This is a genomic window from Labrys sp. (in: a-proteobacteria), from assembly GCF_047605565.1.
Classification (GTDB): Bacteria; Pseudomonadota; Alphaproteobacteria; order Rhizobiales; family Labraceae; genus Labrys; species Labrys neptuniae.
The window spans coordinates 103,994-127,595 of sequence record NZ_JASGFM010000002.1 but is presented as its reverse complement, the minus strand read 5'-3'; the positions used below and the strand labels follow the sequence as shown (position 1 = coordinate 127,595).

Annotated in this window: 22 protein-coding genes; 15 read left to right on the top strand and 7 right to left on the bottom strand. The window is 64.2% G+C overall.

The features are described from left to right. The first annotated feature begins 313 nt into the window (after window positions 1–313). Both QM672_RS02700 and QM672_RS02695 read left to right on the top strand, forming a co-directional pair. Window positions 314–1,141 carry a ChuX/HutX family heme-like substrate-binding protein gene (locus tag QM672_RS02700; RefSeq protein WP_415080548.1) on the top strand — a complete coding sequence of 276 codons (828 nt, stop codon included), beginning with the start codon at window positions 314–316 and terminating at the stop codon, window positions 1,139–1,141. Further along, the gene (locus QM672_RS02695; protein WP_311943268.1) at window positions 1,138–1,509 is read left to right on the top strand and encodes a bleomycin resistance protein; all 372 of its coding nucleotides are present in this window, start codon (window positions 1,138–1,140) and stop codon (window positions 1,507–1,509) included. Before QM672_RS02700 ends, QM672_RS02695 begins: the two co-directional genes overlap by 4 nt. Window positions 1,510–1,576: 67 nt before the next feature. Here QM672_RS02695 and QM672_RS02690 read toward each other — a convergent pair whose 3' ends face one another. Further along, on the bottom strand, window positions 1,577–2,566 hold the full coding sequence (locus QM672_RS02690) for a zinc-dependent alcohol dehydrogenase family protein (RefSeq protein ID WP_415080547.1): 990 nt from the start codon (window positions 2,564–2,566) through the stop codon (window positions 1,577–1,579). A gap of 103 nt (window positions 2,567–2,669) precedes the next feature. Here QM672_RS02690 and QM672_RS02685 point away from each other — a divergent pair, with 103 nt between their 5' ends. Further along, the gene (locus tag QM672_RS02685) at window positions 2,670–3,569 is read left to right on the top strand and encodes a LysR family transcriptional regulator (RefSeq protein ID WP_415080546.1); all 900 of its coding nucleotides are present in this window, start codon (window positions 2,670–2,672) and stop codon (window positions 3,567–3,569) included. Between the two features lie 8 nt (window positions 3,570–3,577). Here QM672_RS02685 and ubiA read toward each other — a convergent pair whose 3' ends face one another. After that, window positions 3,578–4,540, bottom strand: coding sequence for a 4-hydroxybenzoate octaprenyltransferase (gene ubiA / locus QM672_RS02680; RefSeq protein ID WP_415080545.1), 963 nt, complete (start codon window positions 4,538–4,540; stop codon window positions 3,578–3,580). Window positions 4,541–4,555: 15 nt separating this feature from the next. Continuing rightward, complete coding sequence (locus tag QM672_RS02675) at window positions 4,556–5,023, bottom strand: hypothetical protein (protein ID WP_311943275.1); 468 nt, start codon at window positions 5,021–5,023, stop codon at window positions 4,556–4,558. A gap of 222 nt (window positions 5,024–5,245) precedes the next feature. Between QM672_RS02675 and QM672_RS02670 the strand changes: the two genes are divergently transcribed. Both QM672_RS02670 and QM672_RS02665 read left to right on the top strand, forming a co-directional pair. Then, window positions 5,246–5,983 (top strand): 16S rRNA (uracil(1498)-N(3))-methyltransferase, encoded by a 738-nt coding sequence (locus QM672_RS02670; protein ID WP_311943278.1) that lies wholly within the window; start codon window positions 5,246–5,248, stop codon window positions 5,981–5,983. Between the two features lie 146 nt (window positions 5,984–6,129). Further along, the gene (locus QM672_RS02665; RefSeq protein ID WP_415080544.1) at window positions 6,130–7,500 is read left to right on the top strand and encodes a glutamate--cysteine ligase; all 1,371 of its coding nucleotides are present in this window, start codon (window positions 6,130–6,132) and stop codon (window positions 7,498–7,500) included. Between the two features lie 222 nt (window positions 7,501–7,722). On the opposite strand, the gene QM672_RS02660 is transcribed toward QM672_RS02665, so the two are convergent. Continuing rightward, window positions 7,723–9,543 carry an aromatic amino acid ammonia-lyase gene (locus tag QM672_RS02660; RefSeq protein WP_415080543.1) on the bottom strand — a complete coding sequence of 607 codons (1,821 nt, stop codon included), beginning with the start codon at window positions 9,541–9,543 and terminating at the stop codon, window positions 7,723–7,725. A gap of 278 nt (window positions 9,544–9,821) precedes the next feature. Between QM672_RS02660 and QM672_RS02655 the strand changes: the two genes are divergently transcribed. The 9 genes from QM672_RS02655 (at window position 9,822) to QM672_RS02615 (ending at window position 19,740) form a co-directional block, all read left to right on the top strand. Beyond that, complete coding sequence (locus tag QM672_RS02655; RefSeq protein ID WP_415080542.1) at window positions 9,822–10,745, top strand: DMT family transporter; 924 nt, start codon at window positions 9,822–9,824, stop codon at window positions 10,743–10,745. 235 nt (window positions 10,746–10,980) lie between these two features. Continuing rightward, window positions 10,981–12,198 carry an ROK family protein gene (locus QM672_RS02650; RefSeq protein WP_415080541.1) on the top strand — a complete coding sequence of 406 codons (1,218 nt, stop codon included), beginning with the start codon at window positions 10,981–10,983 and terminating at the stop codon, window positions 12,196–12,198. Between the two features lie 263 nt (window positions 12,199–12,461). After that, window positions 12,462–14,294 carry a peroxidase family protein gene (locus QM672_RS02645; RefSeq protein WP_311943289.1) on the top strand — a complete coding sequence of 611 codons (1,833 nt, stop codon included), beginning with the start codon at window positions 12,462–12,464 and terminating at the stop codon, window positions 14,292–14,294. Between the two features lies 1 nt (window position 14,295). Further along, a complete protein-coding gene (locus tag QM672_RS02640; RefSeq protein ID WP_415080540.1) occupies window positions 14,296–15,195 on the top strand; it encodes a hypothetical protein in 900 nt (299 codons plus the stop codon). After that, complete coding sequence (locus QM672_RS02635) at window positions 15,192–16,628, top strand: NADH:flavin oxidoreductase (protein ID WP_415080539.1); 1,437 nt, start codon at window positions 15,192–15,194, stop codon at window positions 16,626–16,628. The genes QM672_RS02640 and QM672_RS02635 overlap by 4 nt, the downstream gene beginning before the upstream one ends. Before the next feature lie 44 nt (window positions 16,629–16,672). Further along, window positions 16,673–18,220, top strand: a complete 1,548-nt coding sequence (locus QM672_RS02630; RefSeq protein WP_415080538.1) for a cytochrome c — start codon at window positions 16,673–16,675, stop codon at window positions 18,218–18,220. A gap of 16 nt (window positions 18,221–18,236) precedes the next feature. Next, the gene (locus QM672_RS02625; protein WP_415080537.1) at window positions 18,237–18,662 is read left to right on the top strand and encodes a hypothetical protein; all 426 of its coding nucleotides are present in this window, start codon (window positions 18,237–18,239) and stop codon (window positions 18,660–18,662) included. A gap of 220 nt (window positions 18,663–18,882) precedes the next feature. Continuing rightward, window positions 18,883–19,026 (top strand): hypothetical protein, encoded by a 144-nt coding sequence (locus QM672_RS02620; protein ID WP_415080536.1) that lies wholly within the window; start codon window positions 18,883–18,885, stop codon window positions 19,024–19,026. A gap of 9 nt (window positions 19,027–19,035) precedes the next feature. After that, on the top strand, window positions 19,036–19,740 hold the full coding sequence (locus tag QM672_RS02615) for a slipin family protein (protein WP_415080535.1): 705 nt from the start codon (window positions 19,036–19,038) through the stop codon (window positions 19,738–19,740). Between the two features lie 67 nt (window positions 19,741–19,807). On the opposite strand, the gene QM672_RS02610 is transcribed toward QM672_RS02615, so the two are convergent. Continuing rightward, on the bottom strand, window positions 19,808–20,686 hold the full coding sequence (locus QM672_RS02610; protein WP_311943301.1) for a LysR substrate-binding domain-containing protein: 879 nt from the start codon (window positions 20,684–20,686) through the stop codon (window positions 19,808–19,810). 204 nt (window positions 20,687–20,890) lie between these two features. On the opposite strand from QM672_RS02610, the gene QM672_RS02605 reads away from it, so the two are divergent. Beyond that, on the top strand, window positions 20,891–21,199 hold the full coding sequence (locus QM672_RS02605; protein WP_415080534.1) for a DUF1127 domain-containing protein: 309 nt from the start codon (window positions 20,891–20,893) through the stop codon (window positions 21,197–21,199). Window positions 21,200–21,304: 105 nt separating this feature from the next. Here the strand turns inward: QM672_RS02605 and QM672_RS02600 are convergent, their stop codons facing one another. Next, window positions 21,305–21,991: a DUF937 domain-containing protein gene (locus QM672_RS02600; protein ID WP_311943305.1), complete on the bottom strand. Its 687-nt coding sequence runs from the start codon at window positions 21,989–21,991 to the stop codon at window positions 21,305–21,307. Window positions 21,992–22,122: 131 nt separating this feature from the next. After that, window positions 22,123–23,526 carry an MATE family efflux transporter gene (locus QM672_RS02595; RefSeq protein WP_415080533.1) on the bottom strand — a complete coding sequence of 468 codons (1,404 nt, stop codon included), beginning with the start codon at window positions 23,524–23,526 and terminating at the stop codon, window positions 22,123–22,125. Window positions 23,527–23,602: the final 76 nt, after the last annotated feature.

The following is a 23,602-nucleotide window of genomic DNA, read 5'->3' as shown; positions in this document are numbered from 1 at the left end:
AATTCGACCTGACCATCTCGGCTCCGCAACGTATAATTATTCAAAACTGCGCTGCAGATAATTTATCTTGTAGAAGCAGACGCCGTTTCATACAATTTTGAGCGATTTGCGGCAGCAAACAGGACGTGTCAAGGAATTAATGCTTGATTTTATTAGCATAATTTGCGCAGTTTTTCTTTATTCTAAACTGCATAATTCCTTCTGACGTCCAGTTTTGAATTTTTCTATTTTGCGCCGATCAGAACCGAAGGAAAGAAGGGAAATGAGCGAGTTAAAACAACGGTGGCAGTCTCTCCGGGAAAGTCAGTCCGGATTGCGCATTCGCGATGCCGCGGCGCAATTGGGGGTTTCGGAAGCCGCCCTGCTGGAGACCCGGATCGACGAAGGTGTGAAACGCCTGGCCGTCCGGATCGACGCGCTCTGCGCTGCCTTGCCGCACCTGGGTACCGTCATGTCACTCATCCGCAACGAGTCGGCCGTGCACGAAAAGGATGTGACCTTTCCTGCTGGCGTCGAATCCGATGGCGAGATTCGTTTCACCGGCGCAGGATTTGACCTTACCTTAATACCATCAACGGTTGCGCATGCCTTCTATGTAGAGGATGCCAACCCCAAGGGACCGTTGCGCAGCATCCAGTTGTTCGATGCGGCAGGCGGCGCGCTCTGGAAGATCTACGCCCGTGACAGGGCCGATCATGCCGCTTTCGAGCGTCTCCTGGCCGACCTTGCCTGGCCTGAAGACGTGCAGCCCATCTCCTTCTCCCGGCCTGCCGCGGCGGCAGCCGATGCCGCCCCGGCCGGCAAGCCCGTCGACCTGCAGACCGTGCTGGAGGCCGTAGCCGCCGAAGCCATTCCGGTCAGGCTGGAAGTCGCCAATCACGGCGTCAGGCAGAGCCATCGCGGGCCGCTGGTGAGGATCGTCAGGATGGGACCCTGGCTGAACGTGCTCGACCCCGGCTTCGACTGGCACCTCAACGAGAAGCCCTTGTCGGGCGGCAGCGTCGAGCCCGGCGACAGGCCGAGCCTGGTGCTGCACCTTGCCTCGGGCGGCGAGGCCGCACGGCTGCACGCCGACGATGGTGCCACTGCCGTTCAACAGGCAGCCTGGCGCGGCATCCTGGAAAAGGTGGCGACCTCATGAACCAGGCCGTGACCGCACGCCTCACCGGCGCCATCCCAACCCTTGCCTCGCTCAGCTTCGAGGAGACCACGCAGTTCTACCAGAAGCTCGGCTTCGAGGTGCTGCACAGCGACATTTCCTTCCTGCTCCTGCATCGAGACGGCGTGCGCCTCAGCTTCTGGCTGACAGGCAACCGCCGGGTACCGCAGGCGACCAGCTGCTGGCTGGAAGTCACCGGCATCGCGACACTCTACGAGCATTTCAACGCGCTCAACATCGTGCACCGCAAGGGTCATCTCGAGGCCAAACCCTGGGGGACGCGCGAATTCTCGATCACGGATTGCCACGGCAATCTGATCCGCTTCGCCGAACAGCTGCAGGAGCACTGAACACTTCGGAAATCAGCATCCCGGTTCCGGACAGAACCACGTTCCGACCGGAACCGGGGCAAATCGCTCACAATGTCACCACGACCTTGCCGAGCTGCAGGTTGCTCTCCAGGAAGCGATGAGCCTCGACGATCTCGTCGAAGGCGAAGGTCCTGGCGATCACGGGGCGAAGCGCACCTTTCTGCACCCCATCGAGGATGAAGCCCTTGGCAGCTCCCAGGCGCGCGGGATCGCCCGTGATCTCGTGGACGAGATAGCCACGCAGCGTCAGGCTCTTGCTCAACACCGTGAACAGCGGAAAAGGCGTCGGTTCGTTGCTCAGGCCGCCATATTCGATCAGCATGCCGCCGCGCGCCATGGCGGCCGTGAGCGGTACGAAGAGCGGACCGCCGATCGCATCGAACATCACCCTCACCCCTTGCGGCCCGGCGATCGCCTTCAGGCGCGCTTCGAGATCTTCCTCCTCGGCCGCAAGGACGTCGCCGGCCCCCTGAGCCAGCAAGGCTTGCCGTTTGGCGGAAGTCCGCGTGATCGCAATCGGCCGGGCGCCGACATGGTTGGCGATCTGGATCGCCGCCAGCCCCACGCTGCTCGAGGCAGCCGTGATCGCCACGAACTCCCCCGGCCGGAGCCCGGCAATGTCGATCAAGGCCCCATAGGCGGTGAGATATGGCATCCAGAGCGCTGCGGCATCGACCCAGCCGAGTGACGACGGATGCTTGACGAGGAGGTCGGCAGGAAAGGTTGCCAACTCGCCATAGGCCGGCCAGCGTACCATCGATTGCGGCGGTATGATGCTGACGGCATCGCCGAGCGAGAAACCGTCGACACCGGCACCCATGCTTTCGACCACGCCCGCTGCCTCCAGGCCAAGTCCCGACGGCAGGCCCGGCGTCTCGATATAGCTGCCCTTGCGCAGCAAGGCTTCCGCCCGGTTGAGCCCCAGTGCCTTGACCTGGATACGGATCTCGCCCCGACCCGGCAAAGGAAGCTCTGCCTCCTCGATGAGCAGGACCTCCGGGCCGCCATGCCGATGGAAGCGAATGACGCGAGACATCGACGCAACTCCTAATCAATTGAACTGAATAAGCTATGCGTCAACGAGTTTTCGCGATAAATGATGGTTCTGGCAGAGCAGAAGAAACCATTGGTTTTGAATAATGGATCGCCTCGAAAGCATGGCCGTCTTCGTCAGGGCCGTCGATCTCGGCTCCTTCGCCGCGGCGGCGGCCGCCCTCGATCTGTCGGGGCCGATGGTGGGCAAGCATGTCCGCTTCCTGGAAGAGCGCCTCGGCGTCCGCCTGCTCAACCGGACCACCCGCCGCCATAGTCTGACCGATTTCGGCCGGGCCTATTACGAGCGTTGCCGCATCGTGCTCGCGGAGGCCGAGGCCGCGGACGCGCTCGCGGCGGACCAGTTGTCCGAACCACGGGGCAGATTGCGGGTGGCCATGCCAGCCCTGTTCGGCCGCCACTGCGTCATGCCGGTCCTGCTGGAACTCGCGCAACGGCATCCTGCCCTCGAATTCGATCTGTCGCTGGGCGATCCCATCATCGACCTTGCCGAGAACGGTTGCGATCTGGCGATCCGCACCGGCATGCTCGACGACAGGGCCGGCATCATCGCGCGCCGTGTCGCGCGCCAGCGCATGATCCTGTGTGCCGCCCCCTCCTACCTCACCGATCATGGCACGCCCCTACAGGTCGAGGACCTCGCCGGTCATGCCTGCGTCATCTATCGCCGCTCAGGCCGGATCCGCCCCTGGCTTTTCCCGGCGGCGCAGGGACAGCCGCGGGAATTCATGCCGAACGGCTGGTTGCGGCTGGACGATCTCGCCGCCATCGCCGACACGGCGGCGGCCGGCATGGGGTTGGCCTGGCTGCCCTCCTGGCTGGTCCGCGAGCGCCTCGAGGCCGGGATACTGGTCAAGCTCCTGCCGGATCAGCCGGACTATCTCTACGATGCCTATGCGCTATGGCTGGAAACGCCGCATCTGCCGCGGAAGGTGCGCGTGACGGTCGATGCCCTGGCTGCGGCCCTGCCGGCGATGATGGCTTGACGGCCGCTTCAGAGCCAGTTCCAGAGGCAATCCGCCATCAGGCCGGCAAACAGGATGGCACCGGCATCGCGGTTGGAGCGAAACAGGTTCAGGCACAGCGTACCGTCGCGATGATCGAAGCGCACGACCTGCTGGGCGAGATGAAACGCAAAACCGATGAGGCCGAGATAGGACAGCAGGCCGGCGCCGTTGGCTGCCAGGGCCAGCCCGATCAGCACCACGGCGCCGGCGTAGAAGACACCGACCGCACCGCGGGCCTTGTCGCCGAACAGCAGCGCCGTCGAGCGTACGCCGACGATCGCATCGTCCTCCTTGTCCTGGCAGGCATAGATGGTGTCATAGGCGATCACCCACAGCACCGATCCGGCGAACAGCAACAGCGCCGGCAGAGCCAGCCCTGCCGCAGCGCCCGCCCAGCCCATCAGCGCACCCCAGGAAAAGGCAAGACCGAGAACGGCCTGCGGCCAGGAGGTGATCCGCTTCATGAAGGGATAGACAGCCACCACCGCCAGTGAGGAAATGCCCAGCAGCACGGCGAAAAGGTTGAACTGCAGCAAGATGCCAAGGCCGGCCAGGGCCTGGGCTGCCAGCCAGGCCGCGGCAGCAAGGGCGGTGACCTGCCCGGACGGGATCGGCCGCGAGCGCGTACGCTCGACCTTGTCATCGATGTCGCGATCCACGAGGTCGTTGAGCGTGCAGCCGGCACCGCGCATGATGAAAGCGCCGATCAGGAACAGGGCAAGATGCCAGAGCGTCTGGGCAACGGTGCCGTGGTGGAGGGCTGCAAGTGCCGCCGACCACCAGCAGGGCCACATCAGGAGCCAGCCGCCAATCGGACGATCGGCGCGCGACAGGCGCAGAAAAGGCCGCCAGGCAGCCGGCGCATAGCGGTCGACCCAATTGCCGGTAGGGGCGTCGGCCACCTTGTTCGCCAGCCCGGTTGGACCAGCCTCGGCGGGAAGCGGCCCCATGCCGGCGCTCTCCCCTTACTGCAGGCGCAGATTGACGGGCGGCTTGGGCGCAGCGGGCCCCCCCCCGCCGCCACGACCGGGCTGCGGAGCGGCCTGCTGGCGCGGCGGATGGGAGCAGATCTTGGCCTTGGTCTTCTGAGTCTGGGTCAGGTCGGCCGTGATCTGCTTGATGTTCTCGTCCGTGATCGAGCAGAATTCCTTGTTGGACTGCATGTAGTCCAACATCTTCTTGTCATTCTCGATATAGGAGGAGAGGCTGCCGCAGAACTCGTTGAATGTCTTCTTGGCCTGCTCGAAGGTCTTGGGCCGGCCGCGCTTGTTGATCGCCTGCAAAGCGGTCGCGATCTTCGTCCGGCGATCGATCATCGGCTGCAGGTCCTTGTTGCAGAACTGATTGCCGATCGGCGCCGACTCCTGCGCTGCGACGGGCGCTGCAGCCAGCAAGGTGCCGGCGACGAGGGAAATCGAAACGAGACGCAACATGAGGACATCCGCAAGATTGGTGGTGACACTCTCGATACAGAGGAACTATTGATCTCGCAAGTTCGGGGCAGCTTGATGGCACGTCCGCCCCCTGTTTTTGTGGTGTGTTTTGTAATTCGAACGTGATGGCAGTAACCGCAAAGACGCTTCGAAACAAAGAATTGCAGCAAACGAGCGTTCATGCGCGGACGCGCTTTGCTCTAGAGAAAAAAGACCCGGTACATGGCCGCCTATGATTTTCTTTCCGTCCGGCTTTTCGTCGATGCGCCGCTCGGCGAAGGACAGCCCGTCGCGCTCGACAAGACGCAGCAGAACTATCTGGGCAATGTCCTGCGCCTGAAGGCGGGCGCCCGCATCCTGGTCTTCAACGGCGCGGACGGCGAATTCGCTGCCGCGGTCGCCCATGAAGGCAAGCGCATCGGCCTGGAAGTCGAGGAACAGACCCGGCCCCAGACCCCGATGCCGACGCTGCGCTGGCTGTTCGCGCCGCTCAAGCATGCAAGGCTCGACTACATGGTGCAGAAGGCGGTGGAGATGGGCGTCGGCACCATCGAGCCGGTGATCACGCGTCGCACCCAGGTCTCCCGGGTCAATCTCGAGCGCATGCGGGCGAACGCCATCGAGGCGGCCGAGCAATGCGGCGTGATTTCCGTGCCCGAGATCAGGCCTGAACAGAACCTCATGCGCCTTGCCGAGGTCTGGGATCCCGGCGTGCACCTGATCTTCTGCGACGAGAGCGCCGCGATCGCCAGCCCGCTCGAGGCGCTCGCCAGCGTTCCCAGGGGGCCGCTGGCCGTGCTGATCGGCCCGGAAGGCGGCTTCGACGATATCGAGCGCAGTGCGATCGGCCGGATATCGTCCCATACCCGCCTCTCGCTCGGCCCCCGCATCCTGCGCGCCGACACGGCGGCGGTGGCGGCCCTTGCTCTGGTGCAGGCCGCTCGTGGAGACTGGCGCTGAGACATGGCACCGGCCGCGGCAGGAGGGGGCGGGACTTGCCTTCTCCTTTTCCCCTCACACTTTTGACGCGATCTTGTGTCGGCGCCTGATTGTTTTCCCGGATGGCACTGTCTATGGTCCGGGCCGTTTTGTAAGGTTCTGCCCGCATGGCCCGCGACGTAATCGATTCAACTCCCATTGGCTCGCGCGACGAACTCGTCGCCTGGATCGAAAAGGGCGTTAAACCTCCGTCCCAGTTCCGCATCGGTACGGAACACGAGAAGTTTCCCTTCCGGGCCGGCACGCACCAGCCGGTTCCCTATGAAGGCCCCAACGGTATCCGTGCGCTGCTCGAGGGCCTGCAGGCCATGCTCGGCTGGGAACCGATCATGGAAGGCGAGCATATCATCGGCATGCTCGACATCACCGGCGGCGGTGCCATTTCACTGGAACCCGGCGGCCAGTTCGAACTCTCCGGCGCGCCCCTGAACTCGATCCATCAGACCTGTTCGGAAATCCACGCCCATCTCGCCCAGGTGCGCGAGATCGGCGGCCCGCTCGGCATCCGCTTCCTGGGCCTCGGCATGTCGCCGGTATGGACGCGGGAAGAGACACCGCGCATGCCCAAGCGCCGCTACGAGATCATGACGAACTACATGCCCAAGGTCGGCGTGATGGGTCTCGACATGATGTACCGGACCTCGACGGTGCAGGTGAATCTCGACTTCTCCTCAGAAGCCGACATGGTCAAGAAGCTGCGCGTCTCGCTCGCCTTGCAGCCGATCGCCACCGCCATCTTTGCCAATTCACCCTTCCTGCAGGGCAGGCCCAACGGCTTCCTGTCGCTGCGCTCGGAAGTGTGGCGCCACACCGATCTCGACCGCACCGGCATGCTGCCCTTCGCCTTCGAGGACGGCATGGGCTTCGAGCGCTATGTCGACTATGCCCTCGACGTGCCGCTTTATTTCGTCAAGCGCGGCGACGTCTATCATGACGTGGCCGGCGCCTCGTTCCGCGACCTCCTGGCCGGCACCCTGCCACAACTGCCGGGCGTCCGCGCCACCATGTCGGACTGGGCCAACCATCTCGGCACGCTGTTCCCGGAAGTGCGGCTGAAGCGCTATCTGGAAATGCGCGGCGCCGATGCCGGGCCAACCGGCAAGCTTGCCGCACTCTCGGCCTTCTGGGTCGGCCTGCTCTACAACAACGACACGCTCGACGCGGCCTGGGACCTGGTCAAGGACTGGAGCGAGGCCGAGCGCCAGGCCCTGCGCGACAGCGTCAGCCGGCAGGCCCTGAAAACGCCGTTCCGCAATGAAAGCGTGCGCGACATCGCCCTGCGCGCCCTCGCCATTGCGCGCCAGGGCCTCAAGGCCCGCAACATCGAGGATTGGGAAGGCCGCAACGAAGAGCACTTCCTCGACGGCCTTGACGACGTCGTCGAAAGCGGCGTGACCGCCGCCGACGAAATGCTGGCCCGCTATCACGGCGAATGGGGCGGAAAGATCGATCCGATCTTCGACGAGAAAGCTTACTGAACCAGCCGGGCAAAGCACGTTCGGGCAAAACGCCGCACTCCGCCAGGACCGTGATTCGCAGCGCCGCGAATTGCCACCAAGTCACGCAATTTGACCTCTATGCAAACGGAAGTGCCGTCATTCCCGGCACCGCCAAAGGCGGTGGGAAGGGAATGACAGGTCAGGCTGTTCGCGATCTGATACAGCGAGTGCCGCCGCGGAGCGGCACCCGTCGCCTGTCGGCTATTGCGGCCCCGCCTTCGGCAATGGCCGGCCTTGCGGTGGCTTCGGTCCGCCGGCATAGAATTTCGATGCCGGGTTGGCCTGCATGAAATCATAGACCACCATGCCGATCGGGCGTTTCGGACGATCCTGTGCGGATTGCTGCCACGGCACGACCTGACGCAGCGCCGCGAGCGCTTCGGAAGGTGCCTTGCCGAAATTGCGGGATGGATTCTGGATCTTGCGGATCTCCATCCAGTAACTCGCGGTCAGCAGGTCATGCGCGAGCAGTTCGAAAGAGAGGTCGACGGCCTTGCGGGCACGTTCGGTCTTGATCCTGGTCTGCGCCTGGAGGTCTTCGACCGTCGAGACGATGGCCTGGCCGGCCGGCGTGACGGGCGTGCCCATCTCGGCAAGCTCCTGCCACAGGTCGGTCGGCAGGTAACCACCGAATGTCGGCGCGTTCTTCCGCGTTTCGGCGTTCAGGACATCGGCCGGCTTGACCACGGTGAAGAACGGGTTCTTGAACCGTTCGATCCGCTGGGCGATCACCACGCCCATATTCGTCAGGGCGAGGGTGAACGCTTCGACCTGATTGGCGAGCGGGTAGGGATCCCAGTTCGCGTTGGAGAAGATGTAGCCCGACTTGCCGCCGCTGAGTTTGCCGCCCTTGACGTGGTACTTCATGAATTGCGGCGTGCTCAGTTCCCAGGAACTTTCCGGGGTGAGCCCCGGTATGGTCGCCGGGTTGTGATCCGATGAATTGATGGAAAGGCTGACGGAATCCCTGAGATCCGCCCAGGCCTGCCAGGCCGAGCCCTGCCGCTGGCTCGAGGCCCGCATGCTCTCCGGATCCTGGATGATACGGGCGGCGTCCTCGTCGAACAGATAGCTGCCCTTGATCATGTCCATGATGCGGGCGGCGTTCCAGGTGAGCCAGCCATAAGGGCGCATCGACTGGACCGGAGCGGAAATCGGCGTGACGCTGGAATTCATGCCAAGCAGGTCCATCGCATAGACGAGATCGGTCCATTCCAGCAGCCTGCGGGAGTCCTCAAGCAGCAGAACCGCCTGTGCCTGCGCATAGGCATTCGTGCTGATCAATGCTGCTTCATCCGCGGCAAAAGGTTCGAGGGGCTTGATGCCGGCCTGGGCGAGAGCCTGGGAGGCGGGCATCCGGACGCCGCGGTAATAGGCATCCCCCTCCCCGACCATCGCGGCGCCGATATTGCCCAGGGTGTTCAGATCGCCCTCGCCGAGCGTGCCGCGCGACTGCACGACGGGCGTGACGCGCTTGTTCAGCATGTCGACGAGGATCTGCGTCAGGGGCGGACTGGCGGCCTCGTATGACATCGTATTGGCGCGAATGGCCATGATGGCACGCACCAGGGCCTCTTCCCGGATCTCCGGCCCATAACCGTCCCTGACACCGTCCTTGAACCGCGCGAGTTGCTGGTCCTTCAAAAGCTTGGTGTTCTCCGGGGTGGTCGGATCACCGGAGAAGATCACCGTCTCCCGCTGATCCCCGGCGCCGCGATTGAACCAATAGATCGTGACGTTCTCGGCGGCGCCCTGCAGCAGAAGGCCATAGGCATCGGCCGAGCGCTGTCGCGCTTCGGGGCTGAGCTCGACCCTGGCGCCGTTGCGGGCGATCTCGACAACCTGCTGGTAGGTGAGGTCGCGCCCCGTCAGCGTGATCGTCCTTTCGGCCTCGGTTTCGCTGATCGGCTGGTATTTGCCGGTGTCTTCAAACGCTCTCGCTGGTGGCGCCGAAGAAAACAGGAAAGTAACGGCCACGACAGTCAGAAATATGCGGATTGGATACGTATCACGCCTCGACATACACATTTCTCCTATCAGTTAACGGAAATCCTATTCGATACTTCACCTATTAGAAAAAAATATTCATATAAGTAAAAAATTCTTACTGAGTTTTGTCAATCGAGCGAAACGAAGAATCCATGCCGCGCAGCTCCCATCGCCGGGGAGGGGGCTTGTTCGGAGCGCGATGATCACGGACGGATTGAAGCATCCATCCCGCGCAACCATCAACCGGCGCGATGATTTCCATTCGCGAGCTTGATTGGACCAGCCCGGCAAATCCCCCGATAATCCAAGGCATGACCAGCACGACTTTGAAGGCAGGACCGAGCGAGGCAGCGCCTCTCGGAGCTACCGATCTCGGCCTCTATGCCGGGGTCGTTTTCGTTTGGGGCACGTCCTGGATCGCGCTGCACATGCAGCTCGGCGTGGTCGCGCCGGAAGTGTCGCTGCTGTGGCGCTTCCTGCTCGCCGCGGTGATGATGCTGGGCTGGGTCGTGCTGTCGGGCGCTCCGCTATCCTTTGCCTGGAAGGACCATCTCAGCTTCGCCGGGCTCGGCCTGCTGCTCTTTTCCACCAATTTCCTGTGCTTCTACTATGGCGGCCTGTCGACGCCCTCCGGCCTGCTCGCCGTGGTCTTTTCATTGGCTTCGGTGTTCAACATCGTGCTGAGTGCCCTGATTTTCGGCCAGAAACCCAGCCTGCGCTCGGTTGCCGCCGCCTTGATGGGTTTTGCCGGAGTCGGCCTGATGTTCGCGCCGCAGCTTGCCGGCGACCATCTTTCGGGCACCGCCCTTACCGGCCTCATCCTGTGCGTGGTCGGCACCCTCAGCTTCTGCTTCGGCAACATGCTGACTCTCAGCCTGAAGAACCGCGCCATTTCCCTTACCTCCGCCACCACCTGGGGCATGGTCTACGGCTCGCTTTTCCTGTTCGCCTTCAGCCTCGCGCGCGGGCAGGCCTTCATCATCGAGCCCAACCTGCCCTATCTCGGCGCGCTGCTCTGGTCGGCTCTGCTCTCTTCGGTCCTGGCCTTTGCGGCCTACCTCACCCTGCTGTCGCGCATCGGCGCCAGCCGGGCCGGCTATTCCACCGTGCTGTTCCCGGTGGTCGCCCTGGCCATTTCGACGATCTTCGAGGGCTATGTCTGGAGCGCGCTCGCTATAGCAGGCCTGGCGGTCGTGCTGGCCGGCAATCTCCTGATGCTGACCGGTCGCCGCTGACCAGGCGCTTTGACTTGAACGGAGATTGGAGCGCCAGCTTCACAGCTCCATCGCTTGATGGAGCGGGGCTGACATCCAGAAACCACCGTATCCGTCGACAGATATGTCAGCAGGAGGCTGACACTCCAAATCCCACGCCTTCCTTTTCAGCTTGGCGCTCCAGCTCTGGCTTATGACTGATTCTAGTCATAAGCTTGCCGGCCGCAGGAAACAGGGCCGGCAGCGAGGAGTGGCGGTGAAAGACAGTATCAGGTCGGGGCAGGAAGCGGGCTCGGCGGCCGGAGCCGGCGCAATCCTCTGGCTGATCGCCGCTGGAAAAGCGCGTTCGCGGTCCGCCCTGATCGAGGCCTCGGGCCTGTCGCGCTCCACCGTGACCGAACGCCTCGCCGCCCTGTTCGCCGCCGGGCTGATCGAGGAGGCACCGGATGCAATGCCGAGCGGCGGGCGGCCGGCGCGCCTCATCCGGCTGAACACCGCCTTCGGTGTGACGCTGTGCGCCGATATCGGCGAGAGCCATGTGCGCCTGGCCGTCACCGATCTCGAACCGCGCATCCTGGCCGAAGCGGTGGGAAGCGTCGACATTCGCCGCGGCCCGGTACCGGTCCTGGGCTGGATCGTCGAGCAATTCCAGGTACTGCTGGCGCAGATCGGACGCGACAGCGACGAGGTTCTCGGGATCGGTCTCGGCCTGCCGGCGCCGGTCGACCATGAGGGCGGCCGCGTGGTGGGTCCTTCCGTCATGACGGGCTGGGACGATTTCGACATCCGGGGCTGGATGCACCGGCATTTCGACGCGCCGGTCGTGGTGGAGAACGACGTCAACCTGATGACCCTGGCCGAATATCGCCGTTTCTGGCCCGATGTCGGCCAGTTCCTCTACATCAAGGCAGGAACCGGCATTGGCAGCGGCATCATCACCGACGGCCGGCTCTATCGCGGCGCCCAGGGTGCGGCCGGCGATATCGGCCATATTCAGCTCACCCACGCTCCCGCCCCGCTCTGCCGCTGCGGCAAGCTCGGCTGTGTCGAGGCGCGGGCCGCCGGCTGGGCCATCGCGCGCGATCTGAGGGGCCATGGCATCGAGGCCTCGGCCGCCCGCGACATCATTGCGCTGACCCAGGCAGGCGAGCCGGAAGCCGTGCGGCTGGTACGCGAAGCCGGCCGCGTGCTCGGCGAGGTGACGTCGGACGTCGTCAGCGTGCTCAATCCCAGCGTGATCGTGATCGGCGGTACGCTCGCCCTGGCCGGTGAGGATTTGATGTCGGGCATCCGCGAGCTGGTCTATCAGCGCTCGCTGCCACTGGCCACGCGCAACCTCTCCATCGCGCCGGCCCAGTCCGATCTGCGCACCGGACTGCTGCTCGGGGCGGCCCTGCTCGTCATCGAAATGCAGACGCGCCCCGAAACGATCGAGCGCACAATCCTTCGGCATCAGCGCCCGCGCGCCGCCTGAAACCGCGACGGCCTCTCGAACAGCGCAAGCGATAGCCCCCTACCTCAACGCCAATGTAAATTCACAAAAAATCAGACAAAACAAATGCGCTTTCCCGAAGGCCCTCGCCTTCGAGGTATAATAACCCACCATACTCTCGATTCTGAAGAATTCATTGCATCAAATACCGTGACAATACCGTGATTCCGGTTCTGTCGATCAGGATTTCGAAGTCGACAAGCCAACGCTTCCTACTCATCATTGCGACCGCAGGGGAGGCAGCGATGAGCGCAATCGTCGATAACACGCTGATATTGCTGGCACGTGTGACCAGCCGCCTGAAGATATGGTATCTCTGGCCCTTCCCTTTGAGCGATGCCATCCTTCTCGGGCTTCGTGGCATCCTGCGGCGGAACAACCTGTTCGATACGGAAACCGCACCGGCGCAACCCGCCCTCGCCAACGGTTTCGACATTCAGCATTTCCGCACGCCCGACGGCAGCTACAACGATCTCGCCCAGCCCTGGATGGGGCGGGCCGGTACGCGTTTTGGCCGCAACGTCCCGCTGGACAAGACCTATGGCGAGGTGGCACCAACCCTGTATGAGCCCAATCCACGCCTGGTCAGCTCCAGATTGCTTGCGCGGGAGGCTTTTGCGCCGGTCCCGCATCTGAATGTGCTGGCGGCGGCCTGGATCCAGTTCATGGTGCATGACTGGCTGAGCCATGGGCCCAATCTCCAGGAAAATCCCCATCATTTTCCCGTACCGGAGGGCGATGGCTGGCCAACGCCTTCGATGAAAGTAAGGCGCACCAGGTCGGATGTCCCATCGGCCGACCAGCCGGGACGGCCGCCCACCTACACCAATGTCGAAAGCCATTGGTGGGACGCCTCGCAGATCTATGGCTCCTGCCTCGAGCGCCAGCTTCAGATCCGCACCGACCCGGCAACGAATGCCGTTCGCCCCGACGGCAAGATCCATCTCGACGAAGAGGGTCACCTGCCTGTCGATACCAAGGCCAAACAGCAGGGATTGGAGCTTGCAGGGGTCAACGGCAATTGGTGGGTCGGCCTTTCCGCCCTGCACACCCTGTTCGCACGCGAGCACAACGCCATCGTCGACCGTCTGCGCATCGACCATCCCGGAGAGACCGGCGAATGGCTGTTCCAGAAAGCACGGCTGGTCAACGCGGCTTTGCTCGCCAAGATCCATACTGTCGAATGGACGCCGGCGCTGATGAATTCGCCAGCGGGCCGTTTCGCCATGCGCGGCAATTATTTCGGGCTGCTCGGCGAGACCTTCAAGAACAGCCATGGCCGCATCGGTGACGGTGAGATCCTCTCGGGCATTCCGGGTTCGCCCAAGGACCATGGTGGCGTGCCCTATGCCATGACCGAGGAGTTCGCCGCCTCCTACCGGCTGCATTCGCTGCTGCCGGACGATTTTTCCTTTCGCCGGCACGAAGACGACGACGCCCTGTTCGAATGCGGGCTCGCCGATGTCTTCGCCGACAAGACACGCGCCGTCTACCAAAAGGCCGGCTTCCTCAATGTGTTCTATTCCCTCGCCACCGCCCATCCCGGCGCGCTGGTGCTCCATAACTACCCCAATGCACTCCGCCGGCTCGACAAGCGTGTGGACGATCATCTGTTCATCGACCTGGCGGCCGTCGACATCTTGCGCGACCGTGAACGAGGTGTGCCGCGCTATTGCGAATTCCGCCGCCTGATCGGCGCGCCGGCACCGCGCAGCTTCGAGGAACTCACCAACGACCCTCGCTGGCGCCAGGAACTCAGCGATGTCTACGGCTCGGTCGAGCAGGTCGATCTCCTGGTCGGTACCTTGGCGGAAAGCAACGCTTCGAACGGCTCCCCACCGGGATTCGGCTTTTCCGACACCGTTTTCCGCATCTTCATCCTGATGGCCTCGCGTCGCTTCAAGAGCGATCGCTTCTTCACCGAGGATTTTCGCCCGGAGATCTATACGCCGGCCGGTTTCCGCTGGGTCCAGGACAATTCGCTGCGTAGCGTGCTGGAGCGCCATCTCCCCGAACTCGCGCCGGCTTTCGCCGTCACCCGCAATGTCTTCTTCCCCTGGACCAAGGCGAGCAGGTGAGATGGCCCGGCGCATCCGCATCCCCTTGCTGATCGATCTCCTCGAAGTCGAGGACGCCGCCACCATCGCTGCGATCGACCGCGATCCCCGTCTCGACCGCGCCTTCGGCAAGGCCGGACCCTTGTTCAACCGGATGCTGGCCGGCCGGCTGGCACGGATATTTGCCATCGACGGCATCCCGTTTCCGACCATGCGGGCGCGCCATGACGGAGAGCGCCGCGCGGCCCAGGCCGCCCTCGCCGCCCGATTGCACGACGCGGCCCTGCCCGAACTGTCCGGCAAGCACCCGCTGGTCGCCTATGTCAGGGGCACCGGCCCGCGCGAACAGGTCGGGCCGGCGCTGCAGGCCGTGATCGCCCGCCAATTCGACCCGGCCTTCACGCCGCAGGAAGCGGAAGCCCAACGCCTGTGGGACGCGGCCGTGCGCTTCGATGCCGCCGCCCGCACCGCCAATCCCTTGCTCTGGCTGCAGCAGGCGCTGTTCGGCACCCTGCAGGCCGACAGGAACATCCTGGCCGGCGCGGTCGGGCGCGATCCGGTTGCCATCCATGCCGTCGGCATCGCCGTGCACAATCTGGTCGCGAGCCTCGACCGGCTGCGCGGCCATCACGACGATCCCGGCCGCCGCTTCGCCCTCGACGGCAGGGCGGCGGCGATCGCCTCGCTCGCCGCACCCGACTCGGTGTTGCGCCAGGCCAAGGGCGTGGCCGATATCCCCGGTGGCTCGCTGGAACCCGGCGCCCTGGTGAGGTTCAAGCTCGCCCATGCCGCCGGGCGCACGCTCGATCCCGCCACCGCCTTCCAATCCGCCTCCTGGAGCGCCTGCCCGGCCTCCGGCTTCGTGTTCCGGCTGCTCGCCGGGATCTGGACGGCAGCCTGCATGCAGGACGACGAGCCATGAGACCATCCGAGTCAATCGGCGAGGATCCAATCTTCACGCCGCTCCGTTTCCGCAATCTCACGGTCAAGAACCGCATCTTACGCTCCAGTATTTCCGGACGCTGGGACAATGAAGACGGCTCGCCTACCCAGACCCGCCTCAACTGGGAGAGCAAGTTCGCTCGGGGCGGTGTCGGCGCCATCATCACCTCCTTCGTGCCGGTGGCGATCGAGGGGCGGATCGCGGCCAATTACGCCACCAACCATCGCGATGCCTTCATTCCGCTGTGGGCTCGGATTGCCGAGGCGGTCCACGCCCATGACTGCCGCTTCATCATGCAGCTCAGCCATTCGGGCCGGCAGATGGACGTGCCTGGCGTCACCAACCAGCATCGCCCGGTGCCCAGCCCCACCAATGCGCGCGAGACCCTGCACGGCTTTCCGACCCAGGCGATGACGTCGGGCGAGATCGGCATCCTGGTCGAGAAATTCGGACGTGCGGCTTGGCGAGCCCGCGAGGCGGGCTGCGACGGCGTCGAGCTGCACGCAGCCAACGGCTATCTCTTCACCCAGTTCCTCTCCTCCGGCATCAATGACCGCACCGACCATTACGGCGGCTCCCTGCCCAACCGGGCGCGCTTCCTCCTGGAGGTCATCCGCTCGATCCGCTGCCATGTCGGCCGGGACTTCCATCTGCAGGTCAAGCTCTCCGCGGTCGATCGCAACAACGTCATTCCCTGGGAAAAGAAGGGCAACACCATCGACGAGACCATCGAGGTGGCGCGCTACTGCCAGGCAGCAGGGGTCGACGCCATTCACGTCTCCACCGGCTCGCTCTTCCCCCATCCCCTCAATCCGCCGGGCGACCTTTCGCTGGAGACCCTGGCCGTGGTCTACGACGCCATGATCGCCTCCGGTCTCTACGGCCTGCGCAATTTTCTGCTGTTCCGCTACCCGGCCCTGCGGCCGATCTTCCGCTGGCTCTGGTTCCGCATGAAGAAGGGCCATGGCATCGAGGGCATCAGCCTGGAGGAAGCCCGCCAGTTCAAGCAGGCCCTCACCATCCCGGTGCTGGTCACCGGCGGTTTCCAGACGGCCTCGGTGGTCCGTCAGGCGCTCGCCTCGGGCCAGTGCGACGGCGTAGCGATTGCCCGCTCCCTCATCGCCAACAACGATCTGCCCCGGCAATGGCAGGCTGGGCACGATCGCCCGGCCAATCCCTGCACCTATTGCAACAAATGCCTGGTCAACGCGGCCAAGAACCCGTTGGGTTGCTACGAGGAACAGCGCTTTCCCGACCGCGACGCCATGCTGGCCGCCCTCTACTCGATCTATGCGACGAAGCCCGACCTGGTCATTCCCGGCGCGGATCCATCCGGTTCGAGCCCTGCTCCCGCGGTGGCCAATCCCCCCAGAGCCACACGAAAACGCACCCCCCCTCACCCCGTTTCATGAGCCGATCGGAGGCTGCCGCTCGACCACATTCAAGGAAAAGCACGATGCCGGAACCCTATTTCGTCACCGAAGTCGAGCGCCAACTGGCGCAACGCCGCCATAGATGGCGGCCGGTGCGGCTCGTGCTCATCGCCGCCCTGGTGGCGGCTGTCTATCTCGCCCTGACGGCGGCCATCCTCTTCACGCGCAACGACACACCGCGCTATGGCGACGTGATCGAGCATTTCAAATATGGCTCGATCGGCTCGGAGACGGAAAGCGGCATTCCCTACCGGGTCTGGCAGGCCCTGCCCAGGCTGTTCCCGGATGCCTTCGAACAACGCGACGACTACAGCGCCTTCGGCTTCCTCTATGAAAAGGACAACCTGGGGCGACAGCGCGACCTGCCCATCGGGGTCTCGCGCCGGACGGTGCGCGGCGTCGACATGGTCTGGCTCAACTGTGCCGTCTGCCACACCGGCACCTATCGCCTGAGCGCGAACGGGCCCCGCACCACCGTACCGGCAATGCCCTCCAACAATCTGCAGTTCGAACGTTTCGTACGCTTCGTCCTGTCGACGGCCGCCGACGAGCGTATGGCGCCGGACACGCTGATTCCCGCGGCCGAAGCCGCCGGCCATCGCTTCGGCGTGGTCGAGAAAGTCGCCTGGCGCTATCTCGTGCTGCCTCCCCTGCGCGAAGGCCTGATCGCGCGGCATGCCCGGCTCGAATCGCTGCTCTCGCGCCAGCCCGACTGGGGTCCGGGCCGGGTCGACACCTTCAATCCCTACAAGGCGGTGCAGATGAAGATTCCCGCCTCGACACTGACGCCGGCCGAGGTCATCGGCGCCGCCGACTTCCCTGCCGTTTTCGAGCAGGGACCGCGCGAGGGCATGCATCTGCATTGGGACGGCAACAACACCTCGCTGGCCGAACGCAATCTTTCGGCTGCGCTCGGTGCCGGCGTCACCCCCGAGACGGTCGATCATGCCGCCATCAAGCGCGTTGCCGACTGGCTGCTCACGCTCAAGCCGCCGGCCTCTCCCAACCGGCCCGATGCCGGAGCCGTCGAGCGGGGCCGCACCGTCTACAGGAGCGCCTGCAGCTCCTGCCATGGCGAGCAGGATCCGGCGGGCTATCAGTTCCAGGGCGACGCGATCGGCAAGGTCGATCCCATCGCGCGGCTCGGCACCGACAGAGCGCGCCTCGACAGCTACACGCCGGCCTTCCGGCAAAGGCAGCTCACGGAACTGTTCGCCGGTACACCCTATGCCTTCAGATCCTTCGAAAAGACCGACGGCTACGCCAATCTCCCGCTCGATGGCCTGTGGCTGCGCGGCCCCTATCTGCACAATGGTGCCGTTCCCACGCTGAAGGATCTGCTCGCCCCGCCTGCCCAGCGGCCAGCAGCCTATCTGCGCGGCAGCGACGTGATCGATGGCGTCAATGGCGGCTTCCTCTCGCCGCCCTGCGATCCCAAGGGCCCGCCGCCGGCAACCGGCTTTTGCTTCGACACCACCCAGACCGGCAACGGCAAGGATGGCCATCTCTACGGCACGGATCTGCCGGCATCCGCCAAATCGGATCTACTTTCCTATCTGCTCACCTTCTGACCGGGAGAACCCCGCCATGACCGATCAGACCCTCACCCTCGGATGGACCATGGCGCAGGCCGCCAGGGCCCTGCGCAGCTACCGGCTCGTGCTCGGCTTCAACATGGCCGTGCATGTGCTGATCGGGCTCGCCTGCATTTTCTGCCCCGGCTGGGTTTCGCAGATGGTGGGCCTGCCGGAAGCCGTTCCGGTGGGTTGGGAACGCGGCTGGGGCGCCACGCTGCTGCTCGTCACCGCGCTCTATGTTCCCGGCTGGCACCAGCCCTTGATTGCTCGGATGCCCAATGTGATCGGCATCGGCGGCCGCCTGTGGATGGCCTTGATCTGGCTCTTCTGCGGCGGCGGCTTCCTGTGGTTCGCCCTGTTCGACGGCTTTTTCGCCGTGGTGCTCGCTTTGCTCTACCGGCGCCTGCTCACCAACCAGTTGATGACGCATCCCTGATCCCAGCCGGGTTCCGGGCGCTGCCGGCGCTCCTCTTTAACTGCGCGGCGGCGATGGCCATATGCAGGATGGGACTGCGGCCCCGGCCCGCCATGCTCGGGATTGCTCCGCCGTAGCGCTTTGCTCCCGACGGGGTCACCAGGACCCGCAGGATGCGGCGGAACCAGGAACTGGCGCCAGGAGGCGATGACGCCTCCACGCCCGCTCCGGGAGTATCGCCATGAACCCCATCACCCTGTTCGCCACGAGCATTCTCACCCTCGCCGGCGCAGGCTCGGCCTATCTCGGTCAGTACTGGCTTGCCGGTGTCCTGTTCCTGCTCGCCCTCATCGTCGCGGCCTCCCTCAAGATGGCCAATACCTAGCAGAAATTCGTGGTGCTGCGCGCCGGCAATCTGCAGGGCGTCTACGGACCCGGCCTGTTTGCGATCATTCCGGTCATCGACAATGTCGTCGCCGTGATCGACGAACGCATCCAGACCACCGCCTTCAACGCCGAGCAGGCCCTGACCCGCGACACCGTGCCCGTCAATGTCGATGCCATCATCTTCTGGCATGTGCATGATGCCGAGAAAGCGGCGCTGGCGATCACCCATTACCGAGAGGCGATCGACCGCGTCGCCCAGACCTCGCTACGCGAAATGATCGGCGCCTCGATGCTGTCCTCCCTGTTGTCCGATCGCAAGGCGGCCGACGAGCGCCTGCGCGATGTCATCGGCGGCAAGACCGCCGAATGGGGAATCACCGTGATGTCGGTGGAGATCCGCGACGTCGCCATCCCCGTGGCCCTGCAGGATGCGATGTCACGCCAGGCCCAGGCCGAGCGGGAAAGAGAGGCACGCGTCATCCTCGGCTCGGCGGAAGCCGAAGTCGCCAGCAAATTCGTGGAGGCGGCCGAGACCTATGCCAGCCATCCGGCCGCCTTGCAGCTCAGGGCCATGAACATCATCTACGAAACGACCAAGGAGCGGGGCGCCACCATCCTGATCCCGACCACGATGGTGGACAGCCTCAATCCCGCCTCGGCCCTGGTCCTGGCGAACCAGGGCTCGCCGAGCCCGCTGAAAAGCGCGGCTTGAGCACACCGCCGATCCGGGAAAGAGGCTGTCGGATCGATGGCTCCTCGCCTCATCCAAACCGGCAGCTTTATTCCGCCGCTTCGTTCTGCGCCAGATTGTCGAGGCTCTGGATGATCAGGCTGGCGAGCGCATCGGTCAGCGAAGTCTGCTCGCGCCAATTGCGCACCAGCCCGATCTTGCAGGAGGGCAGCGGCGGGAAGCCGTCGGTGGGACCGAGGACACGCATGCCCGGCTTCAACGCGCTCTCGGGCAGCACCGAGACCGCCAGGCCGGCAAGGACCATGGCGCCGACCGCGGTCGAATTCCAGCTCGAATAAAGTACGCGATAGCTGCGATTGATGGTTTCGAGCTTCTCCTGCGCCGCCTGCCGCCAGCCGCAGCTCGGACGGCCGAGCGCAAGCGGCAGCGGTGTCTCGGTATGGACCTGATGCCGGCTCGAGGTCACCCAGAGCAGGCGCTCGTGCCGCACGAATTCGGCTGCTCCCTTGTGCTCGACATGGGTGATGATGGCGAGGTCGAGATCATTGGTGTTGATACGTTCGATCAGCATGGGCGTCGGTTCGCAGACGATGGTCACCTCGACCCTGGGGTTGGCCTGCGAGAAGCGCGCCATGATCTCGGGCAGGTAGCGGTCGGCGTAATCGTCGGGAATGCCGATGCGCACGCGCCCGGTCAGCTCGTTCTGGGAGAAGGCGCAGACCGCGTCCATGTTGAGCTTGACGATGCGCCTGGCATAGTCGAGCAGCTTGTCCCCGTCTTCCGTCAGCCTGGAGGCGCGACCGTCCCGCTCGAAGATCGGTTTGCCGATGCGCTCCTCCAGCCTCTTCATCTGCATGGAGACGGCGGATTGGGTCTTGAAGACGATGTCCGCGGCGCGGGTGAAGCTGCCCGTTTCGGCGATGGCAATGAAGGTCCTGAGCTGATCGATATCCAACAGCACTGCCATGGCTACCCTCGCCTCGCTATTGCCTGAGGTGCGTGCCTCCACGCGCCATCAAGGAGCACGATAACAATCGCTTATGCTGAACATTAGAAACATTCGTTGGATTGATCAATGCCGATGTTTCATAGTGTTACCGTTCAGTATTGGTGATGAGTGGAGCGTTCCATCCGGGAGCGCTGCATCACCGGCCGCCCGATGGAGAATCCGATGAACAGCGTCGTCGTCAACAGCCAGTCTTCCTCTCTCGTCTCGACCCTCACCGAGATGGTGCGCGCTGTATTCGGCAAGATCGCCAGTCTCGCCGTCGCGCTTCACAACCGCCAGGAAATCAACCAGTTGGCCGCTGCGGATGCAGCGATGCTGCGCGATCTCGGCCTGACGCCGACCGACGTCGAAGGCGCCCTGTCGCAGCCGCTCTGGCGCGATCCGTCGGCCCAGCTCGTCGCGGCGCAAATGGACTGGCGCTGCTCGGCCAAGGCCGCCAAGCATGACAATTTCGTTGGTCTGCACGCCTGATGCCCGACCGGCACGACTTCTGGCCGCTTCCCCTGCGGCAGAACGCCCCGGAAGCGTGACTTCCGCACCTCAGCCCGCTTCGCCTGAAGCGGGCTTTTTCGTGGGCTACTTCTTGCCGAACCAGCTCTCCAGGAGCGACTGCATCGCATCAGCCTGCGCTTTCTGGATCCGGCTTCCCGCTTCGAGCATCTGATCCATTACCGCCGCCGCGTCATTTCTGGGAACCGGGGCCGGGCTCGGCATCAGGAACGGCGCCCATAACGCTGCCAATGCGCTGTTGTCGAACCAGGGAGCCGGCTTGGGCTGAGACGGCTGGAAAGCCCGCATCATGGCTTCGACCATGTCGCCCCACGGATTGCTGGGCGCCGGCGCCCCTGCCCGCGCCAGGCCGCTGACCAGGATGGACGCCACCGACGGCAGCATCGCGGCGATCACCGGGGCGGCGACGCCGCTCTGCAAGGCTGCGAGCTGGGACAGAGCCTTCGTCATCTCGGACGTGCCGAACAGGGCTGCCATCACGCGCTGGCCCTGCTGGGTCGCCTGCTGTGTGAAGGCCAGGGCCGCATCCTGGAAGCTGTCGACCTGCGGCACTCCCGACAAGCCGAAGAAATCCGGCGGTTCGGAAGCCGTCTTCGCCTTCTCCACCTCTCGCTTCAGGCCGAGCGAAAAGGCCGGCATCAGCGCCTCGGCCGCCGCCAAAGCCTGCTTCTGGCTGAGCTCGAAATGGCGGGCCAGATTGTCGATCGCCTGCCCGTTCTGCGCGGTGTTCAATAGATCGAAAAGTGTGTTCATGCCGCTTCCCATGCCACCGCCGCCGCGGCCCTAAAGCGTTTTGCGATTTGGCGGTTACGCCCAGAATCGCAAAGACGCGTCGAACCAAAGAGTTAGAGCAAATGAGCGTTTCGGTCCAAACGCGCTTTGCTCTAGGTCTGTCCAGGGACCTTAAGCCACCGCAGCGAGCGGTAAGCCCACCATATACCAAACACGCCGAAGATCACGGCGCCAAGCCCCTGTCCGGCCAATGCCCCCTCCGCTCCCCAATATTTTGCGCCAACCATGGCAAAGGGAATGGTACCGAGCGTGGCCTTGCCCCAATTTGACAGGGTCGCGGCAATCGGAAAGCCGAGATTGTTGAAGGAAGCGTTGGCAACGAAGAGCAGCCCGTGGAAGACCCACGATCCCGCCGCGAACAGGCAGAAAAAGGTGATGAGCTGGGCAGCCTGCGGATCGACGATGTTGAACAGGCGGATCACCAGCTGGTGCGCCGCCGCCAGCACCGCCCACACGACCAGCGCATAGATCGTGGTGAAGGTGAAGGCATCGGTCAGGGCACGGCGCACGCGGTCGAGTCGACCGGCACCGTAGTTCTGCCCGAGAATCGGTCCTACGACGCCTGAGAGCGAGAAGATGCCCCCGAAGCAGAAGGCGATCAGGCGCCCCATCACGGCATTGCCCGCCACGGCGCCGTCGCCGAAGGGGGCCAGCACCGCCGTCATGTAGCCATTGGCCACGGGGGTCGCGAGATTGGCGAGCATGGCCGGCCCCGCGATCGCCATGATCGGCCCGGTATCGGCGAGTGCCTCGCGCAGCGACAGCCGGCCCACCAGATCATGCACGCGGGAAGCGCCATACCAGCCAACTCCAACGGTAACCAGCCGCGAGATCACGATGACGATCGCCGCCCCCTCGACACCGAGGCCGAACCACAGGATGAAGATCGGATCGAGGATCGCAGCGGCGATCGCCCCCGACAGCGTGACATACATCGAGCGCCTGGCATCCCCGACGGCACGAAGCACGCCGGAAAGCGCCATGCCGCTGCCCATGAGCACGCCGCTCGGCACACTGATCTGCAGGAAGATGGTCGCCAGCTCCAGCGTGCGGCCGGTCGCGCCCAGCTGCGTAAGCAGCCAGGGAATCAGCGGAAAGGCAACTGCCGCCACCAGCGCGTTGATCAGGATCATCCACACCAGGATGGAAGCCCCGTAGCGTCGCGCCAGCTCGCGATTGCGGGCCCCCAATGCGCGTGAGCACAGAGCACCCGCCGAGATCATCACGCCGATGCAGATCGAGGTCGCCAGGAAGAGCACCGCCGCGCCGTAGCCAACCGCGGCCGTCGCCGCGGTGTCGCCGAGATGGGCGATGTACCACAGGTTGATGAGGTCGACGGCGAAGACGGACATCAGCCCGATCGAACCCGTCGTGGTCATCACCACGACATGGCGCATGATCGAGCCGGTCACGAATTTCGCCGTCGGCGACAGGGCGGCCGGCTGCACCGACACCTCGGCGGGCGCGGCATCGTCGTCGGCTTGGGGATGGCGCATTTTCAGTCCAATTCCTGGGAATGCGGACCTCGTTGCGGCATTCGGAAGAAGGCCGGACGATCCGCACGCCCCGTTG

Coding starts and splice junctions, on each gene's coding strand:
- QM672_RS02635 (WP_415080539.1), top strand. CDS start 15,192: ATGAGACCATCCGAGTCAATCGGCGAGGATCCAATCTTCACGCCGCTC.
- QM672_RS02610 (WP_311943301.1), bottom strand. CDS start 20,686: ATGGCAGTGCTGTTGGATATCGATCAGCTCAGGACCTTCATTGCCATC.
- QM672_RS02605 (WP_415080534.1), top strand. CDS start 20,891: ATGAACAGCGTCGTCGTCAACAGCCAGTCTTCCTCTCTCGTCTCGACC.
- QM672_RS02690 (WP_415080547.1), bottom strand. CDS start 2,566: ATGTCTCGCGTCATTCGCTTCCATCGGCATGGCGGCCCGGAGGTCCTG.
- QM672_RS02600 (WP_311943305.1), bottom strand. CDS start 21,991: ATGAACACACTTTTCGATCTATTGAACACCGCGCAGAACGGGCAGGCG.
- QM672_RS02660 (WP_415080543.1), bottom strand. CDS start 9,543: ATGTCGAGGCGTGATACGTATCCAATCCGCATATTTCTGACTGTCGTG.
- QM672_RS02655 (WP_415080542.1), top strand. CDS start 9,822: ATGACCAGCACGACTTTGAAGGCAGGACCGAGCGAGGCAGCGCCTCTC.
- QM672_RS02645 (WP_311943289.1), top strand. CDS start 12,462: ATGAGCGCAATCGTCGATAACACGCTGATATTGCTGGCACGTGTGACC.
- QM672_RS02695 (WP_311943268.1), top strand. CDS start 1,138: ATGAACCAGGCCGTGACCGCACGCCTCACCGGCGCCATCCCAACCCTT.
- QM672_RS02675 (WP_311943275.1), bottom strand. CDS start 5,023: ATGTTGCGTCTCGTTTCGATTTCCCTCGTCGCCGGCACCTTGCTGGCT.
- QM672_RS02595 (WP_415080533.1), bottom strand. CDS start 23,526: ATGCGCCATCCCCAAGCCGACGACGATGCCGCGCCCGCCGAGGTGTCG.
- QM672_RS02640 (WP_415080540.1), top strand. CDS start 14,296: ATGGCCCGGCGCATCCGCATCCCCTTGCTGATCGATCTCCTCGAAGTC.
- QM672_RS02625 (WP_415080537.1), top strand. CDS start 18,237: ATGACCGATCAGACCCTCACCCTCGGATGGACCATGGCGCAGGCCGCC.
- ubiA (WP_415080545.1), bottom strand. CDS start 4,540: ATGGGGCCGCTTCCCGCCGAGGCTGGTCCAACCGGGCTGGCGAACAAG.
- QM672_RS02620 (WP_415080536.1), top strand. CDS start 18,883: ATGAACCCCATCACCCTGTTCGCCACGAGCATTCTCACCCTCGCCGGC.
- QM672_RS02630 (WP_415080538.1), top strand. CDS start 16,673: ATGCCGGAACCCTATTTCGTCACCGAAGTCGAGCGCCAACTGGCGCAA.
- QM672_RS02685 (WP_415080546.1), top strand. CDS start 2,670: ATGGATCGCCTCGAAAGCATGGCCGTCTTCGTCAGGGCCGTCGATCTC.
- QM672_RS02665 (WP_415080544.1), top strand. CDS start 6,130: ATGGCCCGCGACGTAATCGATTCAACTCCCATTGGCTCGCGCGACGAA.
- QM672_RS02670 (WP_311943278.1), top strand. CDS start 5,246: ATGGCCGCCTATGATTTTCTTTCCGTCCGGCTTTTCGTCGATGCGCCG.